Raw genomic sequence first — 22111 nt, forward strand, 5'->3', positions numbered from 1 at the left:
TACCCTTTCCCCTGCCGATGCTTATGGATACCTACGCCTGAGCATCATCGCCCGTATGGCAAAAGATACAGACACATCAGCCCGCGCCTTGGAAATGGCTTTTGGAACTGGCCGTCATGAGCGGGAACTCATGCTGCCAAGGCTGTTGGAAACCGTAGCTCAGTGGAACAGGCAAGAACATTCTGTACGGGACATGGCACTGAACGACCTTGCCATGCTATGGCGGTGGGATCGCCCTAGATTGACCCAATCCCTGCCCGTGAACAAGGCCTGGCCCCTGTACAGTCGCGCCTTGTCGGGCACAGCGGCCTTTGCGGAAGCGATGACCCTGCGTTCCACACCCCAAACCAAGCAACAGGGCAACCCATAGACTATTGGCCGGAATCTGGGGAGCAAAATCAACAAGACCCTGAACAGCAGCCAGAGCAAGAGCCGAAATCCCGATAGCCGGAGCCGGGTCAGTGCGTACAGCCCGGGCCTGATGCCAACAGATGCGCACCTGGCCAAGAACCACAAAAGCCAGAACCAGGAAGGCGGGTATCCCGATCTCGACCGCTAGCTCCAGATACATGTTGTGAGCCCGGTCCCAATGCTGGACCGTTACAACATCACGCCAGCCGGTAAAGGCATGGTCAAATCCGCCTCCACCAACACCGGACCACCACTGATCCGCCATGCCTCGCACAAGACAGTCCCACACATGGAAACGGTCAATATGCTCCAGATCTATTGCAAGCCAACGGTCCGTAACAGCACGCCCAGACACAAGAAGCAGAATCAGAAGAAAAGAAAGAATTCTTACGCTGTCTTTATGCTGTGGGCGGCGCAACCAGATCAGTATCATCAAGGCAACAACCAAGGCTGCAAACCCGCCACGGCTCCCTGTCATCAATACAGCGACAAAGGGGACAGAAACCATGACAGACCTGTATAGGCCCGGCATACGATCCGCAGATCCCAAAACCACCAGACAAACCAAACCAAAGAAACAAGCCGCGGCATTACGGTTTATAAACGGACCCGTCAGCACCCCGGTATAAGCTTCCTTCTCCCACAGGACCAACAACCGTCCCGGCAACAGCGTTTCAAGAAGAATGGAGACAAGAGCCCAGATCAGGCCACCTACAGCCATACCATGCAGCACCCGCACGGCACCGTCAGCCGTATCACGGGCCAAGACAAACCCGAGAAAGAAAACGCCGCCAAGGGAAGCCAGACGCAGTGCATGCTCAACTGCCGTAACAGGCTGCACGGCCAACGGCACCAGAGAACCCGTCACAGGATAGCTCACAACAGCACCAGGCCAGATCGGCAAAGCCTGCAGCAGCATCCACACCAGAACGCCCGAGAAAAGAAATAAGGAACGCTGCAGACGCACCGGAGCGTCACGGCGTGCAAGAACCGCCATCATGCAGGCACCGGCGATGATTCCCGGCAAATGCCAAACCCACGGACGATTGCTGCCAAAAGGAAGCGGTACCCACAGGGCAAGACCCACCAGAACACATGGCAGCCACACATGCCACCCCGGGGGCTGATCAGAAAAATCGCTGGTGAACATGAATGATGTCTCCGGGCTGAACCGGCATCGTCAAGGAAACTCTCCGGACTTTTGCATCATCACGGCGAATGCTGATATCATCCTCATCCGCACGGTAGGTGAACCCACCGCCCAGAGCAACCGCCCCCATAACAGACAGCCCGCTGGCCCATGGATAGGCACCCGGTTTTTGTACCTCTCCCAGAATGTAGAACGGACGATGGGTTGTAACCTCAAGCGCCACATTGGGTTGACGCAACCACCCGTCTGCCAAACGACTGACCAGCGATTCCTCCGCTTCCTTGAGGCTCAGACCGCCCAGTGTAACAGGCCCGAGCAGAGGCATCGCCAAGCGCCCGTCGCTATCCAGCGAGAATGTCCCGGAAAGATTCTCTTCCCCAAAAACCGTCACGCGCACCGTATCGCCAGGCCCCAAGCGGAACATATCAGTTGCCGTGACATGAATAGGCATCAGACATATCAGCGCCAGCAGAACGACAAGCCATCGCATTATAAACGTACCCCCACACGCGTGGAAAAACGGAGCCTTTGGTAGCTGTACTCCGGCAGGGATGATGCTTGGTCGTCATCCCTGACATGAAGACTGAGATACCAGTGCGCCCCGAAAGCAAAGCGCGCCTCGGCCTCAATGCTTTGGAGGACATCGCGCCTCTCGCGGCCAAACCAGGACAGCCACGGGGCGGCCTGCCAATCCGATGTCTGACGGGATATGTGCAGACCAATCTCCAGATTGCGCAGTACCTCATGGCTGATACCAAGCCTTGCCTCCTTGGACAGGGCACCTGCCCATCCATAAACAGCACCTTCACGGACCCTGTGTTCATACAAGCCGGACAGTGTTGTCAGGGGTGTTGGCGCAAACACAAAGGACGCCGACCGCACAGATCGGTTTACCGACGGAAAAATGGGGGACAACCAGTGAACCGAGGCACGTCCCGTGGTTATTTCAGCAATCAGGCGTTCGTTGATATCCATCCCGATACCAATGAAGCGCCGCGCTTCACCAAACCCGAACTCCATGCCATAAGGCTGACGCATGTCATTAATCGAATAGTGACGGTCTTCACCAACGAAAAGATCAAGTTGGTCAATCGGGGAAAACCCAGCACGATAAGAGGTACGCATGTCATGTCGGTCCCGGTCATCTTGTTCAAGCAAGCGACCATCGAACATGGTGCCATCATGATAATCATCACGTTGCACACTGCCCCCCACCATACTGAAGGCACGCACGTGACGGATAAGAGCGCGCGCTTCCGCCCGATATATGTCAACGGCAACGGGCTCAGCTGCAGCACGTGGCAGGGAGGAATCTCCCGGCATCTCATAACGGCGGCGAGCAGACAGTTCCCCAGTCATCCAGGAACGATCCCATGCCCTTCCGGTAAGGGATGTATAGGCACCTGCATTATACCACGCACCGAAAGAACCAGACACAGGCTGCACATACTCCAGCTCGCCGCCTGTTGTCAGCTGCCAGACATCGGGCCCTGCTCTAACCTTAGCATCAACCGACGTTACAAGACTGGCAATACCATCAGCCTGTGAAGAGGAGCGGGACTGAGGGTTGCTGTCCCACAACACGGCTTCATGCATACCAAGGTCTAGGTGCATACCATGCCCCTCCCACCCCGGAGGCTGGTAAAGACGCCGGCGTTCATCTGCCTCCTTCGCCGCTGTTGTTATGGCGGGGAGCCCGGAATGAGTCTTAAGGTCACCAATACCGGCATGTGCCGGTACCAACACCAACAGCGGCATAACAAAAAGAAAAAAGGCTCGTAGCAACACACGTCTCATGACGGACTTGGCAAAAGGAGGGAGGGAACATGTGGCGGCGGTAACAGAAACAATCTGTGCAGAAGCTCAAACCCCTCGTACGAACGTGATGGAGATGCATCACTATCCATATGAAGGTCACGGTCACGCACCATGATCCGGCTTGGATCCGGAATGTCCTGTATGCTGTCCGGCAAGGAATCCAGCGTTGCCTGCCTTATGACAAGCATGACACGGCGCAATGCTGCCATCCCATGTTTCATGGCTTTGTAATCGTCTGGCTGGTCCACCGGAACATCATGCAAAGCATAGACCGTGCCCCATAGACCAGCCTCCACCTTCCCCAAACGGGCAACAATACGTTGAAGTACACGCACATCCGCATGCGGAGCTGCTGTACGAACTGCGGCCAGAACATCCGCCGTATGGCGTCCTTCTGAAGCAGCAAGCGCAGCAGCCAGAACGGCTGCTGCCAAGCGATTCTGCTGTTCGGGTGAGGCACGCATAACAGCGGCGCTGGAAACCGGAGCAGCCAGCCATGGCGCCAGACGTACGACTAGGGCAACTAGGTCAGGCCCCAATTCGGGGGCCTGCTCCGACAAAGTCAGGACAGAGTCCAGAACGGCGGTATCATCTCCAGCCTCAACGGCCTTTAGGATCGTCGCGTACCCCGGCACAGGAGCAGAGCGAACCGGTTGAACAGGTACGAACAGAAGGAAAACCAAACAAACAGCCTTCCAGAGTCCCCTGTAACAAGACACAGCACACTTGCCCCGGATACGTCAAAAGAACCTTTTTATACAAAATGCTCCATATAATATTCAATCAAAAGGCATGGCCTGCATCACAAAACAGTGGGGCCAGAGGCTAACGCGCTTCCTGCCCTGCCATAACCTGCTCACGCATGGATCCAAAAACACCAATCATGCCCAATGATGGAACCGGAGACAGGTATGTACCGACAACAACAGCTACGGCAGAGAAAGCAAAACCGGGCACCAGTTCATAAAGGCCGAACAACGGGCCCGGAGCAGCACCGAACCATTCGCCATGGCTCCACACAATCACGGTCGCAGCACCCGTTACCATACCGGCCAGAGCCCCATAGCGTGTCATGGATGGCCACAGCAGGGACAGCAGGACAACAGGACCAAAAGCCGCACCAAAACCAGCCCAAGCATAACCAACCAGCCCCAGAACACGACTTTGCGGATCACGGGCAATCAAAATCGCTACAACGGCGACAACCAGAACCATAGCACGCCCGACCCAAACCAGCTCCGCCTGACTGGCATTTTTGCGCACAAACGGCTTGTACAAATCCTCTGTAAGGGCAGAGGAACACACCAGAAGCTGACAGGACAAGGTACTCATGACGGCTGACAGAATAGCCGACAGCAAAACACCTGCTATCCAGGGATTAAAGAGCACCTGTGACAGCTGAATGAAGACGCGCTCCCGGTTCTCGGTAACAGGGCCGGAAAGACCCGTATGTTCAGCAAAATAGGCTGACCCGAAGAATCCAACGAGGACCGCACCCACCAAGCACAGAATCATCCAGGTCATACCAATACGCCGGGCCCTAGGAATGGAGTGAACCGAATCAACGGCCATAAAACGGGCGAGAATATGGGGCTGCCCCATATAACCCAGTCCCCACCCCAGCAGAGAAACTATGCCAATAAAGGTCACGTTGCCAAACAGATCCGTAGCCTGCGCATTGACCTGCAGAACCTTGTCGACAGCACTATCCAGTCCGCCCAGCTCTCCGACCACAACAAATGGAACCAGCAAGAGTGCCATGATCATCAAGGATGCCTGAATGGTATCCGTCCAGCTGACAGCCAGAAAACCGCCAACTAGAACATAGACGATGGTTGCTGCCGCTCCGGCCCAGAGCGCTACTTCGTACGACAGTCCAAATGTTCCTTCAAACAAACGGGCACTGGCGACCATGCCCGATGCACAGTACATTGTGAAAAAGAACAGGATGAGTACGGCAGAAATCACCCGCAGGACACGACTGCCATCCTCGAAGCGGGCTGTGAAATAATCCGGCAACGTCAGGGCATTGTCCGTCAGCTCTGTGTAAACACGCAGCCGCCCGGCAACAACGCCCCAGTTCAGCCAAGCCCCCAGAACCAGCCCAACAACAATCCAGCTTTCTGAAAGTCCAAAGGCAAAAACGGCACCGGGCAGACCCATCAGAAGCCAACCGCTCATATCCGATGCGCCTGCCGACAGGGCCGTAACAAAAGACCCAAGACTGCGCCCACCAAGAATATAATCGGAGAGATTACGTGTATAGCGCCATGCAAAAAAGCCGATGCCAACCGTTAAAAGGAGATAAGCGACAAAAGTCACTGTTGTCGGATTTCCGAGACCCATAGTGCACCCTGCTCTGTTATAAAGCCCCCGGTACATACGTTCCCAAACCCACCAGACGACACACCGGAATGACAAGGGCCGGAACATAAAAGCCAAGCCACCGGCATAGACACACTAGGAAAGAGAACAATGTACACATCTTTTTCATTCTCTGAAATCTAGCCCAGGTCATACAATTACGCAATCAAGGGTTCTGATCTTTATAGAACCAAGGCGTCCGAAGGCATATCCATGCCAAGTGTATGCTGTTATATATCCTGTTTCCTACGCTGCCTTCCTGCCTCTGAAGACACATCATGACACGTCCAACTCGTTCAAAAACAATTGCTTTCCACAAACCCTATGGCGTGTTGAGTCAGTTTACACCGGAGGTATCAGGACAAAAGACGCTGGCTGATTTTGGCCTTCCTCCCGGGGTATATGCAGCGGGTCGGTTGGATCAGGACAGTGAAGGCCTGCTGATTCTGTCCTCGGATCGTCGGCTTGTGCACCAGTTGCTGGAACCCAGCCATGCACACCCTCGTATCTATCTGGTACAAGTGGAACGCATTCCGGACGAAGAAGCTCTCACCATGCTCCGCACCGGAACAGATATAAGGGTGGGGAGCCGGATATACCGAACACGACCGGCCACAGTCGAGTTGATGCCCGAAGGCTTTGATCTGCCGCCAAGGAACCCGCCAGTACGTTATCGCAAATCAGTTCCCACCACTTGGCTACGCCTGACGTTAACGGAAGGAAAGAACCGACAGGTCCGCCGGATGACCGCCGCAACGGGATTTCCGACCCTGCGCTTGGTACGCGTGCAGGTCGGCCATCTTGCACTCGGTGATCTGCAGCCCGGACAATGGCACACAGTCCAGGCACAGGACATTCTCGGTACAACACCCCTCTCTCCGGACCAGAAAGCATAAACATATCTTTATGTCTTGTTGACAGTTGTATCACCTCACAATTATCGTCTTATGGTCGAGGTTCTTCGGGATAGCACCCGAAGCTAAGAGGGAATCCGGTGCGTTATCCAACAAATCCGGAGCTGCCCCCGCAACTGTAGGCGAAGAGTAGGCCGTCACTACGTGTCACTGGGATTATCACATCCCGGGAAGGCCAGACGGCCACAAGGACTCGCAAGCCAGGAGACCTGCCCCGACTTATAACGTCCTCGGGCGGGGTGTCCCGGTGGTACGCCTGAGGGTGTACGGGTCGCTCTGTACCAGTCGCCTTTCTGCGTGTCCGCTTTACCTTGCCCCAACACCATGGGGGTCAAGCCGTGACTGTTTCTTCTCTTTCTGTAGCAACCCTTGGCATGCCGCGTATCGGTCGGCACAGGGAATTGAAGTTTGCCTTGGAAGACTTCTGGAAAGGCAATATAGCGGAAAGTGCACTTGTGCACACCGCAACCAAGCTCAAGGCCAGAAACTGGACGCGACAGGTTGAACAAGGCGCAACCATTCTGCCATCAAATGATTTCTCCCTGTATGACCATGTCCTTGATACCAGCGCCATGGTTGGTGCCATACCGGAGCGATATGACTGGAAAGGTGGCCCACCGGGACTGACAACATACTTTGCCATGGCTCGCGGAACACGTGGCACCGCAGGAAAGGAATGCCACCATGCCTGCAACCCGGCCTATACAGGGGCCGGCATACCAGCCCAGGACATGACAAAGTGGTTTGATACCAACTACCATTACATGGTTCCGGAATTCACACCCGGACAACCCTTCCGTCTTTCATGCCTGAAGGCTGTCAACGAGTATCGGGAAGCACGCCTTCTGGGGTACAGAACACGACCGGTTCTTCTTGGGCCTGTTACATTCCTCAAACTGGGAAAGAGCACCGATCCCATTGTCTCCCCTCTCCGTAATCTTGATTCATTATTGTTAGTGTACATTGATCTTCTGACACGCTTGTCACTTGAAGGAGCGGACTGGATCCAGATCGACGAACCCTGCCTGATTACCGATCTGGATGACGAAGCCCGAACCGCATTGCAAACAACATATCAGGCTTTTGCACGCGCCTTGCCCAATCTGAATATCATGTTAACCACATGGTTTGGCGGACTGGGGAACAATCTTGATCTGGCAACACAGCTCCCCGTAGCTGGACTGCACCTAGATCTGGTGCGTGCCCCGGAACAGCTGCCTGAGGTCATACACAGATCAAGGCGTGAGCAGATCCTGTCACTGGGGGTCATAGACGGACGCAACGTATGGCGCGCTGATCTGGAGGCCATACTGGATCAGCTGGAACCCGTGGTAAAACAGAAAGGTGCAGAGCACATTCAACTCGCTCCTTCCTGCTCATTGCTCCACGTGCCGCTGGACATCAGCGTGGAGACTGATCTGGACAGCGATATCAAAAGCTGGCTGTCCTTTGCCGATCAGAAGATCCACGAGCTAGCGGTTCTGGCAACGGCCCTTGCCCGCGGCAGGGAATCCGTACGTGGCCAGCTGGAGGCTGCATCACTGGCTACCCGTACCCGCAAGACTTCAGACAAGATACACTGCAAGACCGTCCAGGACAGGGTCAACGGTATAAAGTCACACATGACCAAACGCAAAAGTCCGTACGCTGTGCGGGCACCACAGCAACAGAAACACCTTGCCCTCCCTCTCTTTCCGACGACGACGATCGGCTCATTTCCCCAAACCGGGAAAGTCAGGCAGGCGCGATCAGCCCATAGCAAAGGAATACTGACGACCGAAGACTATGAGCTCTTCCTGAGGAAGGAAACAGAGCGTGTTGTTCGCTGGCAGGAACAAACGGGACTGGATGTTCTGGTTCACGGCGAGTTTGAACGCAATGACATGGTCCAATATTTCGGGGAGAAATTATCAGGATTTGCCTTCACGCGGCACGGATGGGTGCAGTCTTATGGCTCGCGTTGCGTCCGTCCTCCCATCCTTTATGGCGATGTATCCCGCCCCGAACCCATGACCGTCAAATGGTGGTCGTGCGCACAGGCTGTCACATCACGCCCGGTCAAGGGCATGTTGACCGGGCCAGTCACTATCCTGAACTGGTCATTTGTGCGAGACGATATGCCCCGCAGCACGGCTTGCCGCCAGCTGGCGCTGGCTCTGCGGGACGAAGTGCTTGACCTAGAAAAGGCGGGTGCCCGCATTATCCAGATAGACGAAGCTGCCCTGCGTGAAGGGTTGCCACTACGGCAAACAGAATGGAACGCATATCTGGAATGGGCCGTGGGGTGCTTTCATCTGACCTCATCAGGCGTTTCAGACCAGACGCAAATACACACCCATATGTGCTATTCAGAATTCAATGACATCATGGAAGCGATCGCAGCCATGGATGCCGATGTTGTATCAATAGAAGCCTCCCGATCAGGCATGGACCTTCTTAAGACTTTCAGGACATACCGCTATCCGAACAGCATTGGCCCGGGCGTTTACGATATTCACTCTCCACGCATTCCGGGAACTGATGAAATTGTCGCACGTCTTGCCATGGCACGACAGTATCTGCACGATCGACAGCTGTGGGTCAATCCGGACTGCGGCCTGAAAACAAGAGCATGGGATGACATACAGCCTGCCCTACTCAATATGGTAGCAGCCGCGCGCAAACTGCGCATCAGCCAGAATCATGAACAGCGAAATGTCCAAAGCGCGTTAAGCACATAGTGCCATACAAGGAGGAAGCCAGTGACCGCAACCTGGGCAACCAGATAGGGCCAGAGCAAGAAGCCCGATAGAACGGTCATCAGTACTCCATTCCACAGGAACCCGGTCCCGGCTACCATGAAAAAACGTGGCAATGTCTCGACATGGGGCCGGGTACTGCGGAACACAATCACACGTCCGGCTCCATAATTCGTCAGGGCACCGCACAGAAAACCGGCAACAGATCCAGAAACAGGATCAAAAGACAGGAGCTCGACCAAACCGACCAGAACACAATAGTGCACGACAGTACCAAAGCCGCCAGCAACAGCAAACAGCATGAACTGGCGCCAGGACAACACCACAGATCACCGAACAATCACAGGATACCCGACCGGGCGCTCCTGCACAGGCCTCAGATCCTTGACCACAGCCAAAGGAACCCCGAGACGGCGCACCTCGACAACAACATCCCCATCCATGGCCGCATCACACCCCATCTGGGTCGCCGAGACAAAAAAATCAGCCTGCAGCCAATCGGCAACAACGCGAAATCCCGGCCCAAGAACAGCATCGGCCTGCACGAGTTCAGCACAAACAGCAACCCGGTATTCTCCACCTGTATCACGAGGTAGAGCATACTGTTGCAGCCCGACAAGAGCATCCTTCACACTGCTTGACCAATAGTCCATCTCCCACCGCCCAACAGCACCGGAAAGCCCACCGGCAAGAATGTTGTAACCCACATATCCGTAGGGATGGATCAGGACCAACGGAACCGCTGACAGCAGACAAACAGCACCGAAAACAGCAAAAAAGAACCTTCTTGCAGCAACAGACGAAACAGCCGCAACACGGATACAGACAGTATACAAACCAGCCGCAGAGAGAATGACAAGGGGAGGAACCACAAACAGAAAGTGACGAACACCGTTATACAGCGGCGGGTTTGTTATCAAGGCAAGAAGAACGGGACACACCGCAGCCGCCACAACAGGAATCCACAGAATGGATTGCCGCGCCTGTATCAGGGCACGCCAACGGACAGCAAGCACCAGAATGCCGCAAAAAAGGCCGAGCAAAACAGGCTCGGACATCTTGACCAGAAGGTAAATCGGCAGGTAGGTCCGCGGGACATCATCGACCTGATAGACGGTTCCGGACAGGATTGTATCGATCTCGAAAGAAAAATTGGAAAACGCTTTTATGGCAAGCGGAATATGATCGAACTGCTGCACTGACCACGGCCAGAAGAAAGCCATCAGTACAAACGCAAGACACATTCCGGGAAAAAGGGAGCAGGCCGACCGGAACCAAAACAGAACCCTGTCCCTCCACAAACCGGAACACGAAACTCCGCAGAAAAAGATAACCAATGCTGCATAGCAGACCAGAAGCCCCCCCCCGACTCGCAAGCCCAAGGCCAGCCCTGTAGACAGACCGAAACCAAGACCCAGCGACAAGGGAACCTGCGGCAAGCAGGACACAATCCGCGTCAGGGTATAAACGCCCCAGATCATTGCCGTTGCGAAGGGAATATCCTTGGTGTGGGTAAACATGGCCCCCGACCATATCCCGCACAAGGCCAGAAGAGCGATTGCCAGCAACCCCATACGTGGTCCGTATAGATACGTTGCCAGACGACCTGTGCCAACCAAGCCAACCACACCAACCAGCCCCGACAGCAGGTGACGCAGATCCCAGATAGAGATAGATGGTACCAGCTTCAGCAGAGCAACCACGGGAAGATCAAACGCCCCGCCATAAAGATACAGGTTCCGATAGGAAAACAGGGAGGTATCTGTCAGGCTGGACGCATAATAACGCCACAGCATATCGCCATACGTATGCTGCACCAGCTCGTCATTGCTGATTCCATGACGTCGGAATGTTAGAATAACAAAGGCAACCATGCACCAATAAAAAAGAATAGAGAGACGGGACTCCCACGTCCACTGCCTTTTGGTCGGTACACCGGTTGCCACACACCGGGCATCAACATTACATCCGCCATCCATCATCACCGGGCGACACCTCTGCCTGCAGGGCGCGCAGCTTCTGGTTCAGCCTCCGTCTGCTCGGCTACCAGAAACAGGGGGCGCCCCTTCACTTCACGGAAAATCCGCCCGATATACTCCCCCAATACCCCAAGACCTGTCAGTTGTACCCCAGACAGGAACAGGAGTGATACCATCAATGACGTATATCCCGGCACATCAACCCCCTGAACAAGCGTACGGACAATAAGCCAGCTTCCGTAGAGCATGGACCCGGCAGCCAGCCCCAATCCCAGCAGGGACCAGACACGCAATGGCATAACCGAGAACGCCGTCAACCCATCAACCGCGTAGCGTAAAAGACGGAAGAAAGAAAATGTAGAGCACCCACCTGCCCTTGGTTCTGGATCAAAAGGAACAAAGCTCTGCGTAAAGCCGACCCACCCGGTAATACCCTTCAGAAAGCGGTTACGCTCGGGCAAACTGTTGACGGCTTGTACAACGCGCCGGTCGAACAGTCGAAAATCACCCGCCCCTTCAGGAATTTCAACGTTCGCAATACAGCGGAACACCTGATAAAAAAGACGGGATACCAAGCGGCGCAAAGCCGGATCTGTGTCGCGGGAACGCCGCACCGCCGTAACCATACGGGCTCCGGCTTTCCAGCAAGCAAGCAGTTCTGGTATCAACTCGGGGGGATGTTGCAGATCGGCGTCCATCAGCACAACAGCATCACCGCACGCAGCCTGCAGGCCAGCTGCTACGGCGGCTTCCTTGCCAAAATTACGCGCCAGACGAATACCACGCACCCGGCCGTCTGCACGGACCAACTCCCGGATTGTGGCGTAACTGCTGTCGCGACTGCCATCATCCACCATAATAATCTCGTATCGCAGCAATCCGGCACGCTCCAGAACCTCTACCAGACGACGGAACAGAGGCATCAGGGATTCTGATTCGTTATAGACAGGGATGACAACGGAAAGGAGATATGCTGTTTGTTCTTCAGGACCACTCTGGACATCAGGCACGGCATCACCTTGGATCTTGGGTCAAAGAACGCATCGGGTACGGGCTTGATTGTGCCCGGAACGATAAGAAGCACTAGGGTCTCCGCTTCATCATGTCTGAGCGGTGACGGAGAATGATCATGAGCGAGACAGGACACAAAGCGCAAGAAGAACACTCCATCATTATTTGCGCGGACGACTACAGTCTCTCTCCCGGTGTCTGTGACGCCATAGAAAACTTGATAGAACGGGGCAGAGTAACCGCCACAAGTGCCATGACCGTTATGCCTGAATGGCCCAAACGGGCACGCACACTGAAGGCATTGACGAAAGACTATCCCGTCGAGGTTGGCCTCCACCTGACCCTGACCGGCCCGTGGCGCCTGACAGCATTCTGTGGAACCGTCCCGGAATCCTTGCATGCCCTCTCCCATCGTGCCCTGACCCGACGCTTGGAATCTGTACCGATTCGCGTTGAAATACGGGCCCAGCTTGATGCCTTTGAAGATGCTTGGGGCCAAGGCCCTGACTATATAGACGGCCATCAGCACATCCACTGCCTGCCGGTTATCTGCGACGAGCTCCTGCGTGAAGTCAAAAGCCGTTACGGAACACGACCGTGGATCCGAAATTGCGCGGCACCATTGCATGAATGGAACCGCTACAACAGCTCACCGGCAAAGGAAGCCTATTTGTCTGTTATTGGCCGTCGCATGGCTGCCAAGGCCAGAGCACTGGGATTTCGCATGAATGACAGTTTTCGCGGCCTGTATCCGTTTACAACACGCCGAAGCTACGAAAGCCTTTTTCACAAATTTCTTGCAAAACCAGCTGCAATAGCCCTTTTGCACTGTCACCCTGGCTGGGTGGATTCATCGCTCTGTGAACGGGATACTCTGACTTGGCCACGGGAGCGGGAATTCGCTTGGCTTGCCTCCGCAGCCTGCCAAGAACGGCTCGAACAGACCGGTATAAAGCCATCCTGCTTCCCGGGAGCCTTTGCTACAGACACGTTCTGATCTTGAAATTCCGGACACAACCCTGTACCTCACGGCATCACCTGATACCGTCCCGACCGGATACGTGCCCTCTCCCGACATACCGGGAGGATGCATGACACAAGCCGGTCTTGTTTATGGAACACCTGCATGACCGGCACAGCCAAAATCCTCAAGCCTGCCCCACGGATCGGATTGGTCAGCCTCGGCTGCCCAAAGGCCTTGGTTGATTCAGAACGAATCATGACACGCCTGCGTGCGGAAGGCTACGAGCTGGCACCAACCAGCGAGGGAGCCGATGCGGTTATTGTCAACACCTGCGGGTTCCTTGATTCGGCCAAGGCCGAGAGTCTAGAGGCCATTGGCGATGCGCTGGCCGAAAATGGCAAGGTTATTGTCACCGGCTGCATGGGGAAGGATGAGAAGAGCATCCGGACCATTCATCCAAAGGTTCTGTCTGTCACAGGTCCCCACCAGTATGAAGCGGTCATCAACGCCGTACATGACGCGGTGCCCCCGCAGCATGAGCCTTTTGTTGACCTGGTTCCACCAGAGGGTATACGGCTGACGCCCCGCCACTATGCCTATCTGAAGATCTCCGAGGGCTGCAATAACCGCTGTACCTTCTGCATTATCCCCTCTATCCGCGGGGATCTGGTCAGCCGACCAATGAACCGGGTTCTGGCTGAAGCAGAAAAACTGGTCAAGGCGGGCGTACGGGAACTGATGGTTATTTCGCAGGATACCAGCGCTTATGGCGTTGACACCCGCTATGCCGACGTTGACTGGAAAGGACAGACCCGCAAAAGCAACCTGCTGGAACTGACCAGTGCGCTGGGAGACATGGGGGTATGGGTGCGCCTGCATTATGTTTATCCCTATCCATCTGTTGATCATGTCATCCCGCTGATGGCGCAAGGCAAAATACTGCCCTATCTGGATATCCCCTTCCAGCATGCCTCTCCAAGAATTCTCAAGGCCATGAAACGCCCCGCCAATAACGGGAAAGTTCTGGACCGGATCAAGGCTTGGCGCGATATCTGTCCCGAGCTGACCATTCGCTCGACATTCATTGTCGGCTTTCCCGGTGAAACGGAAGAAGACTTCGAGGATATGCTGGAATGGCTGGAACAGGCCCAGCTTGACCGGGTTGGCTGCTTCAAGTACGAGCCTGTCGAAGGCGCCGTAGCCAATGCCCTGCCCGATCCTGTGGACGAAGAGACCAAGGATGAGCGCTGGGCCCGGTTTATGGAGCACCAGCGTCAGATCTCCGAACAGCGTATGGCCCGCAAGATCGGAAGCCTGCAGCAGGTTATCATCGATGAAGTGGATGAAGATGGTGCCATCGGACGATCGACCGGCGATGCACCGGACATTGACGGCCATGTTTTTCTTAACGGCGAAGTAGATCTGAAGGCTGGCGATATTGTCACAGCACGGATTGAGCACGCTGATGACTATGACCTGTGGGGTGAACTTGTCCGCAGTTGAAAGGAACACAATTGAGAGATAAAGGACTTGCAAGACGATAAAAGGCCTTCTATAAGATCGTCCTCCACTCCTGAGGCTTTCCTGACAGGATCCTAAGTAGAGCGGAAGAAGGGCGCGTAGCTCAGTGGTAGAGCACTGTGTTGACATCGCAGGGGTCGCAAGTTCAATCCTTGCCGCGCCCACCATCAAGGCCTCGACTGAAATGTCGGGGCTTTGTCTTTTTCCCGGAACCCTTTGCAACATTTCACAGATAAAGGCCTTGCCAGATGACAAAAGGGGCTTTATAAGCGCGTTCCTCGCTTCTGGTGGCAAGAGTTGCACTGCAACATAGCCAGAGCAGGGCGCGTAGCTCAGTGGTAGAGCACTGTGTTGACATCGCAGGGGTCGCAAGTTCAATCCTTGCCGCGCCCACCATCAAGGCCTCGACTGAAATGTCGGGGCTTTGCTCTATCAAGGGATCTTCGCAGGCACCTTGGCGAGAGAGGGACTGCTGGTGTAACCTGCGCTTATGAAAGCAAAACAGGACGATTGTGCACTAAGCACCCCCAACCTAGAGGCTGACAGGCAGCCTCCTCCGTCATCTCCCTTTGCAATCATCAAACCGGACACACAAATACTGCCGCTCGTTCTGGCATCTCCCCACTCGGGGAACTATTACCCTCCCACGTTTCTCGCAATGTCACGGCTGAATCAGCACGAAATCCGCCAATCAGAGGACTTCTATGTTCACGAGCTCTTTGCAGCGGCACCACGGCTGGGAGCTCCGATGATCCGGGCAACATTTCCCCGCGCATACATCGACGTTAACCGCGAGCCATACGAACTGGACCCCGACATGTTTGATGGCCCCCTGCCCCCCCATATCAATGCAACGTCTGTTCGTGTTGCCGCTGGCTTGGGAACCATTGCAAGGATCGTTGCCAACAAGGCTCTCATCTACAAGACAAGACTACCGATTAAAGAAGCAGAACAACGGATCCAGCTTTTCTATCACCCATATCACGCCGCCTTGCGGAAGCTGATCGCCGATACGGTCGCCCTTTTTGGTCACTGCCTGCTCCTAGATTGCCATTCCATGCCCTCTATGGCCGTATCCGGGCCAAACAAAAAGGTTGCCTTTGTCTTGGGAGACGGGCACGGCAAGACATGCGATCGCACGTTCACGGATACCGCCCACCGCACACTGGCAAGAACCGGATGGAATACAGCACGTAATACACCTTACGCCGGAGGCTATACAACCCGGCACTACAGCCAGCCCAAACTCGGCATTCATACCTTGCAAATAGAGATTAACAGGGCACTTTATATGCAGGAAGATACGTACGCAAAAATTCCTGCGTTTCATACGATAGCCGGACACATGGAAGATTTGATCCTTGCCTTGGGCCACAGTACACCAACACAAAAGATTGGATCTGGTTAAGAACGCCTGCTGCGCAGGTGCCAGTAGAGACAAGATCGCTGCCATGCCCCGTCCCAACGTAGCGGGTACACACAACATCAGCTAGAATACGACTCCGGAACCAACATGATGGAGACAGCCATGCTGCCACGCACTACAGCCGTCTTCGCATGGCTTGGAATAGCTCTTTTTTCTCTTACCGCCCATGCACAAAGCAAGGACATACATTTTGGGCTGGCTGACAATGCGCCACTTGGTGGCGTCCACAACGGTCAAGCCGACGGGGTGTTCGGCATTGCCGGAACACATATCCTGAAAACAATGGGTTATAATCCAATAGCCTTGCAACTTCCGTTCTCCCGCCTTTATGAAAGCATACACAGGGGGGCCATAGACGTTGCCGGTAGCACGATGAAGACGCCTGAGCGCAGTCTGCTCGCCCACTACACCATCCCTCTGCTGACAGAATACAACGTCATCATTGTTCATAAGGGAGATGCATTCCCCTTTGAGAATCTGAGTCAGCTATCTGGAAAACGCCTTGGCGCCATTGCGGGCTTTGAATTCCCGACCCTCCGTTCTGTTAAAGATCTTAACCTAGAGCGGGTCCATAACGAGGAAGACAACATACGTAAGGTCGCGGCCAAGCGCTTGGATGGCGCAATCCTGTCATCCATACGAGGACTTCATACCCTAGAGCGCAGTGGACTGGCCAACGAGGTTGAGCTCTTGCCTCTGTCCATAGGACGGGTAGATCTAGGCTTTGCCCTGTCCAGTACGTTCTTCAACACGGAAGACGTAGACCGATTCAATCAAGCCATAACAGATCTGAAGCAATCACCGGAATGGGACCACATCTTGGATGAAACAGGTACCAAGTCTCTGATACATGATTGGCCCCTTGCAACCATGCCATAAGCTCTCCTACACAAAAAAAAGCCGCGACACATGAGATCGCGGCCTAAGTTCAGGGAGAAAACATCCACTACAGCAGCACCCCGCTTTACACCACAAACAGGTTGCTGCAATGCACAATGACACCATACCTCACAAAGAATGGCAAGAAAGAAATCACGCATAACGCGTATCCAAAATTGAGAAGTCCCCAACACGGCACTTCGTTAGACACACCCCATCCAACTGTGGCACGAACCTTGCTGTTAACTCTGGTATCCGACCCCTATGAACCAGAGATATAGCATGCGCACCCTATGTTTATCAGGCCTTCTCATAATCTTGCTGCTGGGAGCAGATAAAGCAGCGTCGGCGTCTTCTCCGTCTCCGGCGGGAGCTGTCTCACGTGGTTACTATGCACAAAACTCTTCTGATATATGTCGTCTTCATACGGAATACCACGAAGCACGCCTGCGCTTACCCCAGAACATACTGACAGCCCTGTCTCATGTAGAATCCGGACGCTGGGATACAGCCAGGCAGGAAAAAATTGCCTGGCCCTGGACCGTTATGGCCGAGGGGAACGGCAGATATTTCAGGACAAAGGCCGAAGCCATACGAGAAGTGCGTACCCTGCAATCAAGGGGCGTACGCAATATTGATGTCGGGTGCATGCAAATTAATCTCAAGCATCATCCCGACGCGTTCAGAACCCTTGAAGATGCCTTTGATCCTGCACGAAACGTGGCCTATGCGGCTGATTTCCTGACCCGCCTACACACTGAAACCGGGTCATGGGCCAAGGCTGCAACACGTTATCACTCAGCCACCCCCGTCCGCGCAACACGCTATGGCGGACTTCTGACCCGGGCATGGTCCAAACTGAACAATCAGTCACGTGCAAATACAAGGCAATGGCATAAAGAGACAAGACGCCACCTGGCGCTTCCATCTCCTGTGAAACGTATGATATACCCCTACCCACAGATGAAGGCCATTGGCCTGAGAAATACAAAAACGGAGAGCATCCATGCCAGGGAGAGATATAGTCGCAGGAATGCAAATGACTTTGCAGAAAACTGGCGGAGTCATAGACTGACAGAATACCTTGGCAGTCGCCGCGCATCGGCCACACCCGGATCAAATGCAGGTGCACCCCCTGCGCCGGACGTCGATGAAAAGCGCGAAACCGCTCCGCCGGACGCATCCATTTCAGCCCCTGTGGCTTTCGGAAGGATTGAGATCGCGGAGCGTTGAGACAATAGGTTCAACCGTAGCCCGGTCTTCATTCTCATGAAAAATTCTTCACATCCTGCTTGCACCACAGATGCCCCTATTGTTGGCCTGATCGCCGATGTTGGTGGAACAAACGTACGCCTTGCCTTTGCCCATGCTGACAACAGCTGGTCCGGAGAGCGGGTCTACCGGTGTGAGGGATACTCCAACCCAACTGAAATTGTCCGCACCTTCCAGAGAGATACAGGCGTACCCTTGCCCCCCCATATTGCGCTGTGCGTTGCAGGCCCGATTACGGGTGATGATGCCGCATTCACAAACTTGGGATGGCATTTCTCTATTGAAGCCATGCGATGCGACTTGGGCGTTGAAACCCTCAATGTCGTTAATGATTTCGTCGCAAACGCACTGGCCTGCCCACGGCTTCCCTCCAGTTCCTTGGTACAGATAGGTCAGGGCGCGACAGCCCGTACTGGCTATCCCATCGCTGCAATCGGGCCCGGCACGGGCCTCGGCACAGCTACGCTGGTACCGGACAACAAGGGAGGCTGGATTCCCGTTGCTTCAGAAGGGGGGCATGTCACATTGGCAGCCTCAAACCAAAGGGAATGGGATATTATTTGCCATCTCCGTCAACGCAGCTCTCACGTATCAGGTGAAAGTACGGTATGCGGCAGTGGCTTGGAATCCTTGTTCCGTGCAATACGCGATCTGGATGGTCTGGAGCCCATAAACCTGTCTGCATCTGAAATTGCAGCTAGAGCCTTGGGAGAAAAAGACCCATGTTGCCGTGAAGCCTTGGAAATTATGTGCGCTATGCTGGGCACCCTTGCCGGGAACCTAGCACTTACAACGGGGGCTTTGGGGGGGGTTTACGTTCTTGGCGGCATACTCCCGCGGATGGTCGATTTTCTTCAGGAATCCGAGTTCCGGAGCCGTTTTGAAAACAAAGGGCGACTGTCGTCATGGGTCCGGGACATCCCGACTTGGCTGGTTACCCATCCGTTCCCCGCGTTTCCTGGTTTGATCGGTCTTCTTCCAGAGCAGAAGGTTCAAGCTGAGGCCATTGGCTCCGTGTAAGAGGGCCAAGCCTGAACGCATATAAACTATCTGCCAAGAAAGCAGGAATTTCCCGTATAGCAGAACGCCACCAGCTCAATCTGGTGGCGTCGCTTTTTGACGACCGGAAACCAATACCCCACCTTTGCCCATACCCCAGAAGACACAATAACATCCACAAACGGGGAATATGCCAGACATCACTCACCAAAATAACCCTAGAGGGCATCATGCCTGCCAGAAGAGGTAGGCTGAACTGTATGTTCTCACGGCTGTTTCTGGATTTGTCTTCTTGTACAATCTGGTGCACAGGCAAGCCTTTTTCAACCAACAGAGCAGACATAATGGCTGATTCTGGCACAGAGCTCCCCACAGCACCGCCAGACAGGATCACCGTAGAGACCTTTCCTTCTCTCCACAGATCGTGAACCGCCTCCACTCTTCGATATAAAGCCTGGGATGGCGTTCCGTCGGGATAGACCCGCGCCCCGGCAACCAAGGCAACGGCGCCTCCTGATTTCATATGTACACCAGAAGATGATTGGTCGGACGTCAATGAAGCCTTTCTCCCGTGATGAATGTGGGGCATGGACAAGTTACCAATTTCCTTCCAAGATCATTAAAGCATAAAGAAATGTCTACAGCCCTGCCGCAAAGCACCACAACGTAATAGAGACTCGGGAACCAATGGCTGCTGTTATTTCCGGCATAACGCTCTACCGCGAAAAGAGCACAGTTCACCGGTTTGACTTCTCCGGTGAACACAGGGACGAAGATGCCATATTCCAAGTCCGTTCCAACCGGGTGTCATTGGTTCTGAAGTCTGGTCCTGTCACAGAACATGTGATTATACGTGGCCAAAATATACCAACAACACTGCGGATGACGGCGCTTGTGGTTGAGCAATTCAATCGTAATCCAGCCCTGTTCACAGCAGACCACACAACCAGCTTTGACTGGGCTGAACACTGGAAAAGCCGTGTTTCAAGCTACGAACGACAGTTTATGGAAGAATCATGGATATCCATTTACCATGAAGGCGGCACATTGTTCAGTACCAACCCATCGGCACATATTGATGAAATAGAGCGTATTGCCTTAGGGGGGGATATTAATGACACCCACATCAAGAAGGTTTCCCAGTCCATCGTTGGTGCCATCGAAGATGTTGTGACCCAACATGACAGCCAGACGGCTGTCGTCTTCACCCCATTCAAGGAATACCATCGCGCCGCTATTCTGGAGCGAAGAGGTGGACGCACAGGATCATTTGCAACATCGGCCTATCACCCGCCCAAACCCGGTAGGCCTGTTCGGTACTCCGGATTCATCAACTTCTGCGCAGATGCCATCGAGGCTCTGAACCTCAAGGTATTCTTAGAGCGCGTCAAGCAAATGATTGAGGAAAACAAATCATACAGTGGCGCCATCACAGCCGTTCAGGTTGCAGCCGCTCTAGCTAGAAAGCGTGACCTGATGCAATTTATTCAATCATACGAACGTGCTAATAAAGTGGTCTATAGACCAGAGAGGCCCGAATTCGTCTAGACAAGCACAAAGAAAGGCTGCTCAAGCTTTTTCAATGCGTACATATTAGAAAATGTATCCCTAAATATGGCAACTTTTACTTGTAAGCGTCACAGTCTATCCGGAATGATAAGCCAGTTAGCGGCACCAAAGGCCGCGCTGGATCAGGAGGAAAACCTGTGCAAGCCATTTTCACAACAGGCACAGCCAAAGACGAAGTCTTTTCGCCGGAATATGGCGCAAACTTTATCAATGGCAATGGCGGAATTGATCGCGTTGACTACTCCTCACTCAAAGACCCTATAACAGTAAAGCTCCATGATGGATCAGAGCCGTCCATCGTATATGTTGGAACAGAGCCCCGTGATGTACTGACAGATATAGACGACATTACAGGTAGTATTGGTGACGACCATCTGATCGGCAATACCCAAACAAACAAATTCAATGGGGGCCCAGGGCAGGACATCTTGGACGGAGGACAGGGGCTTGATTTTGCAGAATATACAGGAAGATCTCTTCCTATTGCGGTCAAGCTCTCACTAGAGAGCCCGTCGATTGTTTATGTAAATGGAATAGCCGAAGATACCCTGATCAATATCGAAAATATAATTGGGGGATCAGGCAACGATCATCTTGTTGGAACCGATGATTACAACCTTTTGCTCGGGGGAGATGGTGACGACATTCTTGAAGGTAAGGGATTCGTTGATGCTCTTTCAGGGGGCGCCGGCGCTGACACCTATGTTTACAGATCATTCCGTGATTCCACGCCAAAGCAGCAAGACTGGGTAGCAGACTTCAACAGAACCGAGGGTGATCGCTTTGAAATGTCTCACATGGATGCAAACATCAATCAGGTAGGGCACCAAGCACTGACCTTCAGCGGAAATAAAGCACAACCTCATTCGGTATGGTACGAATGCGAAAGATTTTCTCCTTTCGCAAACAATAAGATCAACGGGTATTACGTTATAAACATTTATGCTGACGTTGATGGTGATACGTCGGAGGACTTCGCATTCACTGCATATTCCCTATCCCCACTTATTCTTCCTAATGATTTTATTTTCTGACCCCCCCATTCCTTGGGTATTTTATGCTCTGGGATATATTTTTGCGTAAAGAGTCCGCCATG

19 protein-coding genes, 2 tRNA genes and 1 riboswitch are annotated in these 22111 nt (G+C 53.8%); of the genes, 12 read left to right on the forward strand and 9 right to left on the reverse strand.

The genetic code is table 11. The features are described from left to right. Nucleotides 1-217: 217 nt before the first annotated feature. The 5 genes from AY555_RS09860 to putP form a co-directional block, all read right to left on the reverse strand. Complete coding sequence (locus AY555_RS09860; protein WP_066136224.1) at nucleotides 218-1561, reverse strand: O-antigen ligase family protein; 1344 nt, start codon at nucleotides 1559-1561, stop codon at nucleotides 218-220. Next, nucleotides 1539-2012: a polysaccharide biosynthesis/export family protein gene (locus AY555_RS09865; protein WP_245176924.1), complete on the reverse strand. Its 474-nt coding sequence runs from the start codon at nucleotides 2010-2012 to the stop codon at nucleotides 1539-1541. Before AY555_RS09865 ends, AY555_RS09860 begins: the two co-directional genes overlap by 23 nt. A 38-nt stretch (nucleotides 2013-2050) precedes the next feature. Beyond that, complete coding sequence (locus AY555_RS09870; RefSeq protein WP_167798404.1) at nucleotides 2051-3346, reverse strand: outer membrane beta-barrel protein; 1296 nt, start codon at nucleotides 3344-3346, stop codon at nucleotides 2051-2053. Nucleotides 3347-3354: 8 nt separating this feature from the next. After that, entirely contained in the window at nucleotides 3355-4062 is a 708-nt protein-coding gene (locus AY555_RS09875) for a hypothetical protein (RefSeq protein ID WP_066136231.1), read from the reverse strand. A gap of 142 nt (nucleotides 4063-4204) precedes the next feature. After that, a complete protein-coding gene (gene putP, locus AY555_RS09880) occupies nucleotides 4205-5725 on the reverse strand; it encodes a sodium/proline symporter PutP (RefSeq protein WP_066136234.1) in 1521 nt (506 codons plus the stop codon). A gap of 296 nt (nucleotides 5726-6021) precedes the next feature. On the opposite strand from putP, the gene AY555_RS09885 reads away from it, so the two are divergent. Beyond that, entirely contained in the window at nucleotides 6022-6639 is a 618-nt protein-coding gene (locus AY555_RS09885; protein ID WP_066136238.1) for a pseudouridine synthase, read from the forward strand. Between the two features lie 41 nt (nucleotides 6640-6680). Next, nucleotides 6681-6888, forward strand: a riboswitch (cobalamin riboswitch). A gap of 107 nt (nucleotides 6889-6995) precedes the next feature. Further along, on the forward strand, nucleotides 6996-9377 hold the full coding sequence (gene metE, locus AY555_RS09890) for a 5-methyltetrahydropteroyltriglutamate--homocysteine S-methyltransferase (RefSeq protein ID WP_156483361.1): 2382 nt from the start codon (nucleotides 6996-6998) through the stop codon (nucleotides 9375-9377). Here the strand turns inward: metE and AY555_RS09895 are convergent. From AY555_RS09895 to AY555_RS09905, 3 genes are read right to left on the reverse strand one after another with little or no spacing between them, the layout of a single operon-like run. Then, nucleotides 9338-9697: a GtrA family protein gene (locus tag AY555_RS09895; protein ID WP_066136243.1), complete on the reverse strand. Its 360-nt coding sequence runs from the start codon at nucleotides 9695-9697 to the stop codon at nucleotides 9338-9340. The genes metE and AY555_RS09895 overlap by 40 nt on opposite strands. A 27-nt stretch (nucleotides 9698-9724) precedes the next feature. After that, nucleotides 9725-11377 (reverse strand): hypothetical protein, encoded by a 1653-nt coding sequence (locus AY555_RS09900; RefSeq protein WP_066136246.1) that lies wholly within the window; start codon nucleotides 11375-11377, stop codon nucleotides 9725-9727. Further along, nucleotides 11377-12384 carry a glycosyltransferase family 2 protein gene (locus tag AY555_RS09905; RefSeq protein WP_245176925.1) on the reverse strand — a complete coding sequence of 336 codons (1008 nt, stop codon included), beginning with the start codon at nucleotides 12382-12384 and terminating at the stop codon, nucleotides 11377-11379. Before AY555_RS09905 ends, AY555_RS09900 begins: the two co-directional genes overlap by 1 nt. 119 nt (nucleotides 12385-12503) lie before the next feature. Here AY555_RS09905 and AY555_RS09910 point away from each other — a divergent pair, with 119 nt between their 5' ends. The 8 genes from AY555_RS09910 (at nucleotide 12504) to glk (ending at nucleotide 19467) form a co-directional block, all read left to right on the forward strand. Then, on the forward strand, nucleotides 12504-13382 hold the full coding sequence (locus tag AY555_RS09910) for a ChbG/HpnK family deacetylase (RefSeq protein ID WP_066136249.1): 879 nt from the start codon (nucleotides 12504-12506) through the stop codon (nucleotides 13380-13382). A gap of 129 nt (nucleotides 13383-13511) precedes the next feature. Continuing rightward, entirely contained in the window at nucleotides 13512-14852 is a 1341-nt protein-coding gene (gene rimO / locus AY555_RS09915; RefSeq protein ID WP_156483362.1) for a 30S ribosomal protein S12 methylthiotransferase RimO, read from the forward strand. Between the two features lie 110 nt (nucleotides 14853-14962). Beyond that, nucleotides 14963-15037, forward strand: a tRNA-Val gene (locus AY555_RS09920). A 154-nt stretch (nucleotides 15038-15191) separates the two neighbouring features. Then, nucleotides 15192-15266 (forward strand) — tRNA-Val (locus AY555_RS09925). Between the two features lie 94 nt (nucleotides 15267-15360). Beyond that, nucleotides 15361-16278 (forward strand): N-formylglutamate amidohydrolase, encoded by a 918-nt coding sequence (locus AY555_RS09930; protein ID WP_082812007.1) that lies wholly within the window; start codon nucleotides 15361-15363, stop codon nucleotides 16276-16278. Between the two features lie 105 nt (nucleotides 16279-16383). Next, nucleotides 16384-17175 carry a substrate-binding periplasmic protein gene (locus AY555_RS09935; RefSeq protein ID WP_082812009.1) on the forward strand — a complete coding sequence of 264 codons (792 nt, stop codon included), beginning with the start codon at nucleotides 16384-16386 and terminating at the stop codon, nucleotides 17173-17175. A gap of 282 nt (nucleotides 17176-17457) precedes the next feature. Beyond that, nucleotides 17458-18408: a transglycosylase SLT domain-containing protein gene (locus AY555_RS09940; protein ID WP_066136254.1), complete on the forward strand. Its 951-nt coding sequence runs from the start codon at nucleotides 17458-17460 to the stop codon at nucleotides 18406-18408. 36 nt (nucleotides 18409-18444) lie between these two features. Next, nucleotides 18445-19467 (forward strand): glucokinase, encoded by a 1023-nt coding sequence (glk, locus tag AY555_RS09945; protein ID WP_066136257.1) that lies wholly within the window; start codon nucleotides 18445-18447, stop codon nucleotides 19465-19467. Here the strand turns inward: glk and AY555_RS11630 are convergent. Further along, entirely contained in the window at nucleotides 19382-19969 is a 588-nt protein-coding gene (locus AY555_RS11630) for a YdcF family protein (RefSeq protein WP_167798402.1), read from the reverse strand. The two genes, glk and AY555_RS11630, sit on opposite strands and share 86 nt — an antisense overlap. A gap of 164 nt (nucleotides 19970-20133) precedes the next feature. On the opposite strand from AY555_RS11630, the gene AY555_RS09950 reads away from it, so the two are divergent. Then, nucleotides 20134-20994 (forward strand): hypothetical protein, encoded by an 861-nt coding sequence (locus AY555_RS09950; protein WP_066136260.1) that lies wholly within the window; start codon nucleotides 20134-20136, stop codon nucleotides 20992-20994. Nucleotides 20995-21152: 158 nt separating this feature from the next. Then, a complete protein-coding gene (locus tag AY555_RS09955; RefSeq protein ID WP_066136263.1) occupies nucleotides 21153-22049 on the forward strand; it encodes a calcium-binding protein in 897 nt (298 codons plus the stop codon). The last annotated feature ends 62 nt before the right edge of the window (nucleotides 22050-22111 follow it).

Origin of the sequence: Haematospirillum jordaniae, from assembly GCF_001611975.1 — a bacterium.
Classification (GTDB): Bacteria; Pseudomonadota; Alphaproteobacteria; order Rhodospirillales; family Rhodospirillaceae; genus Haematospirillum; species Haematospirillum jordaniae.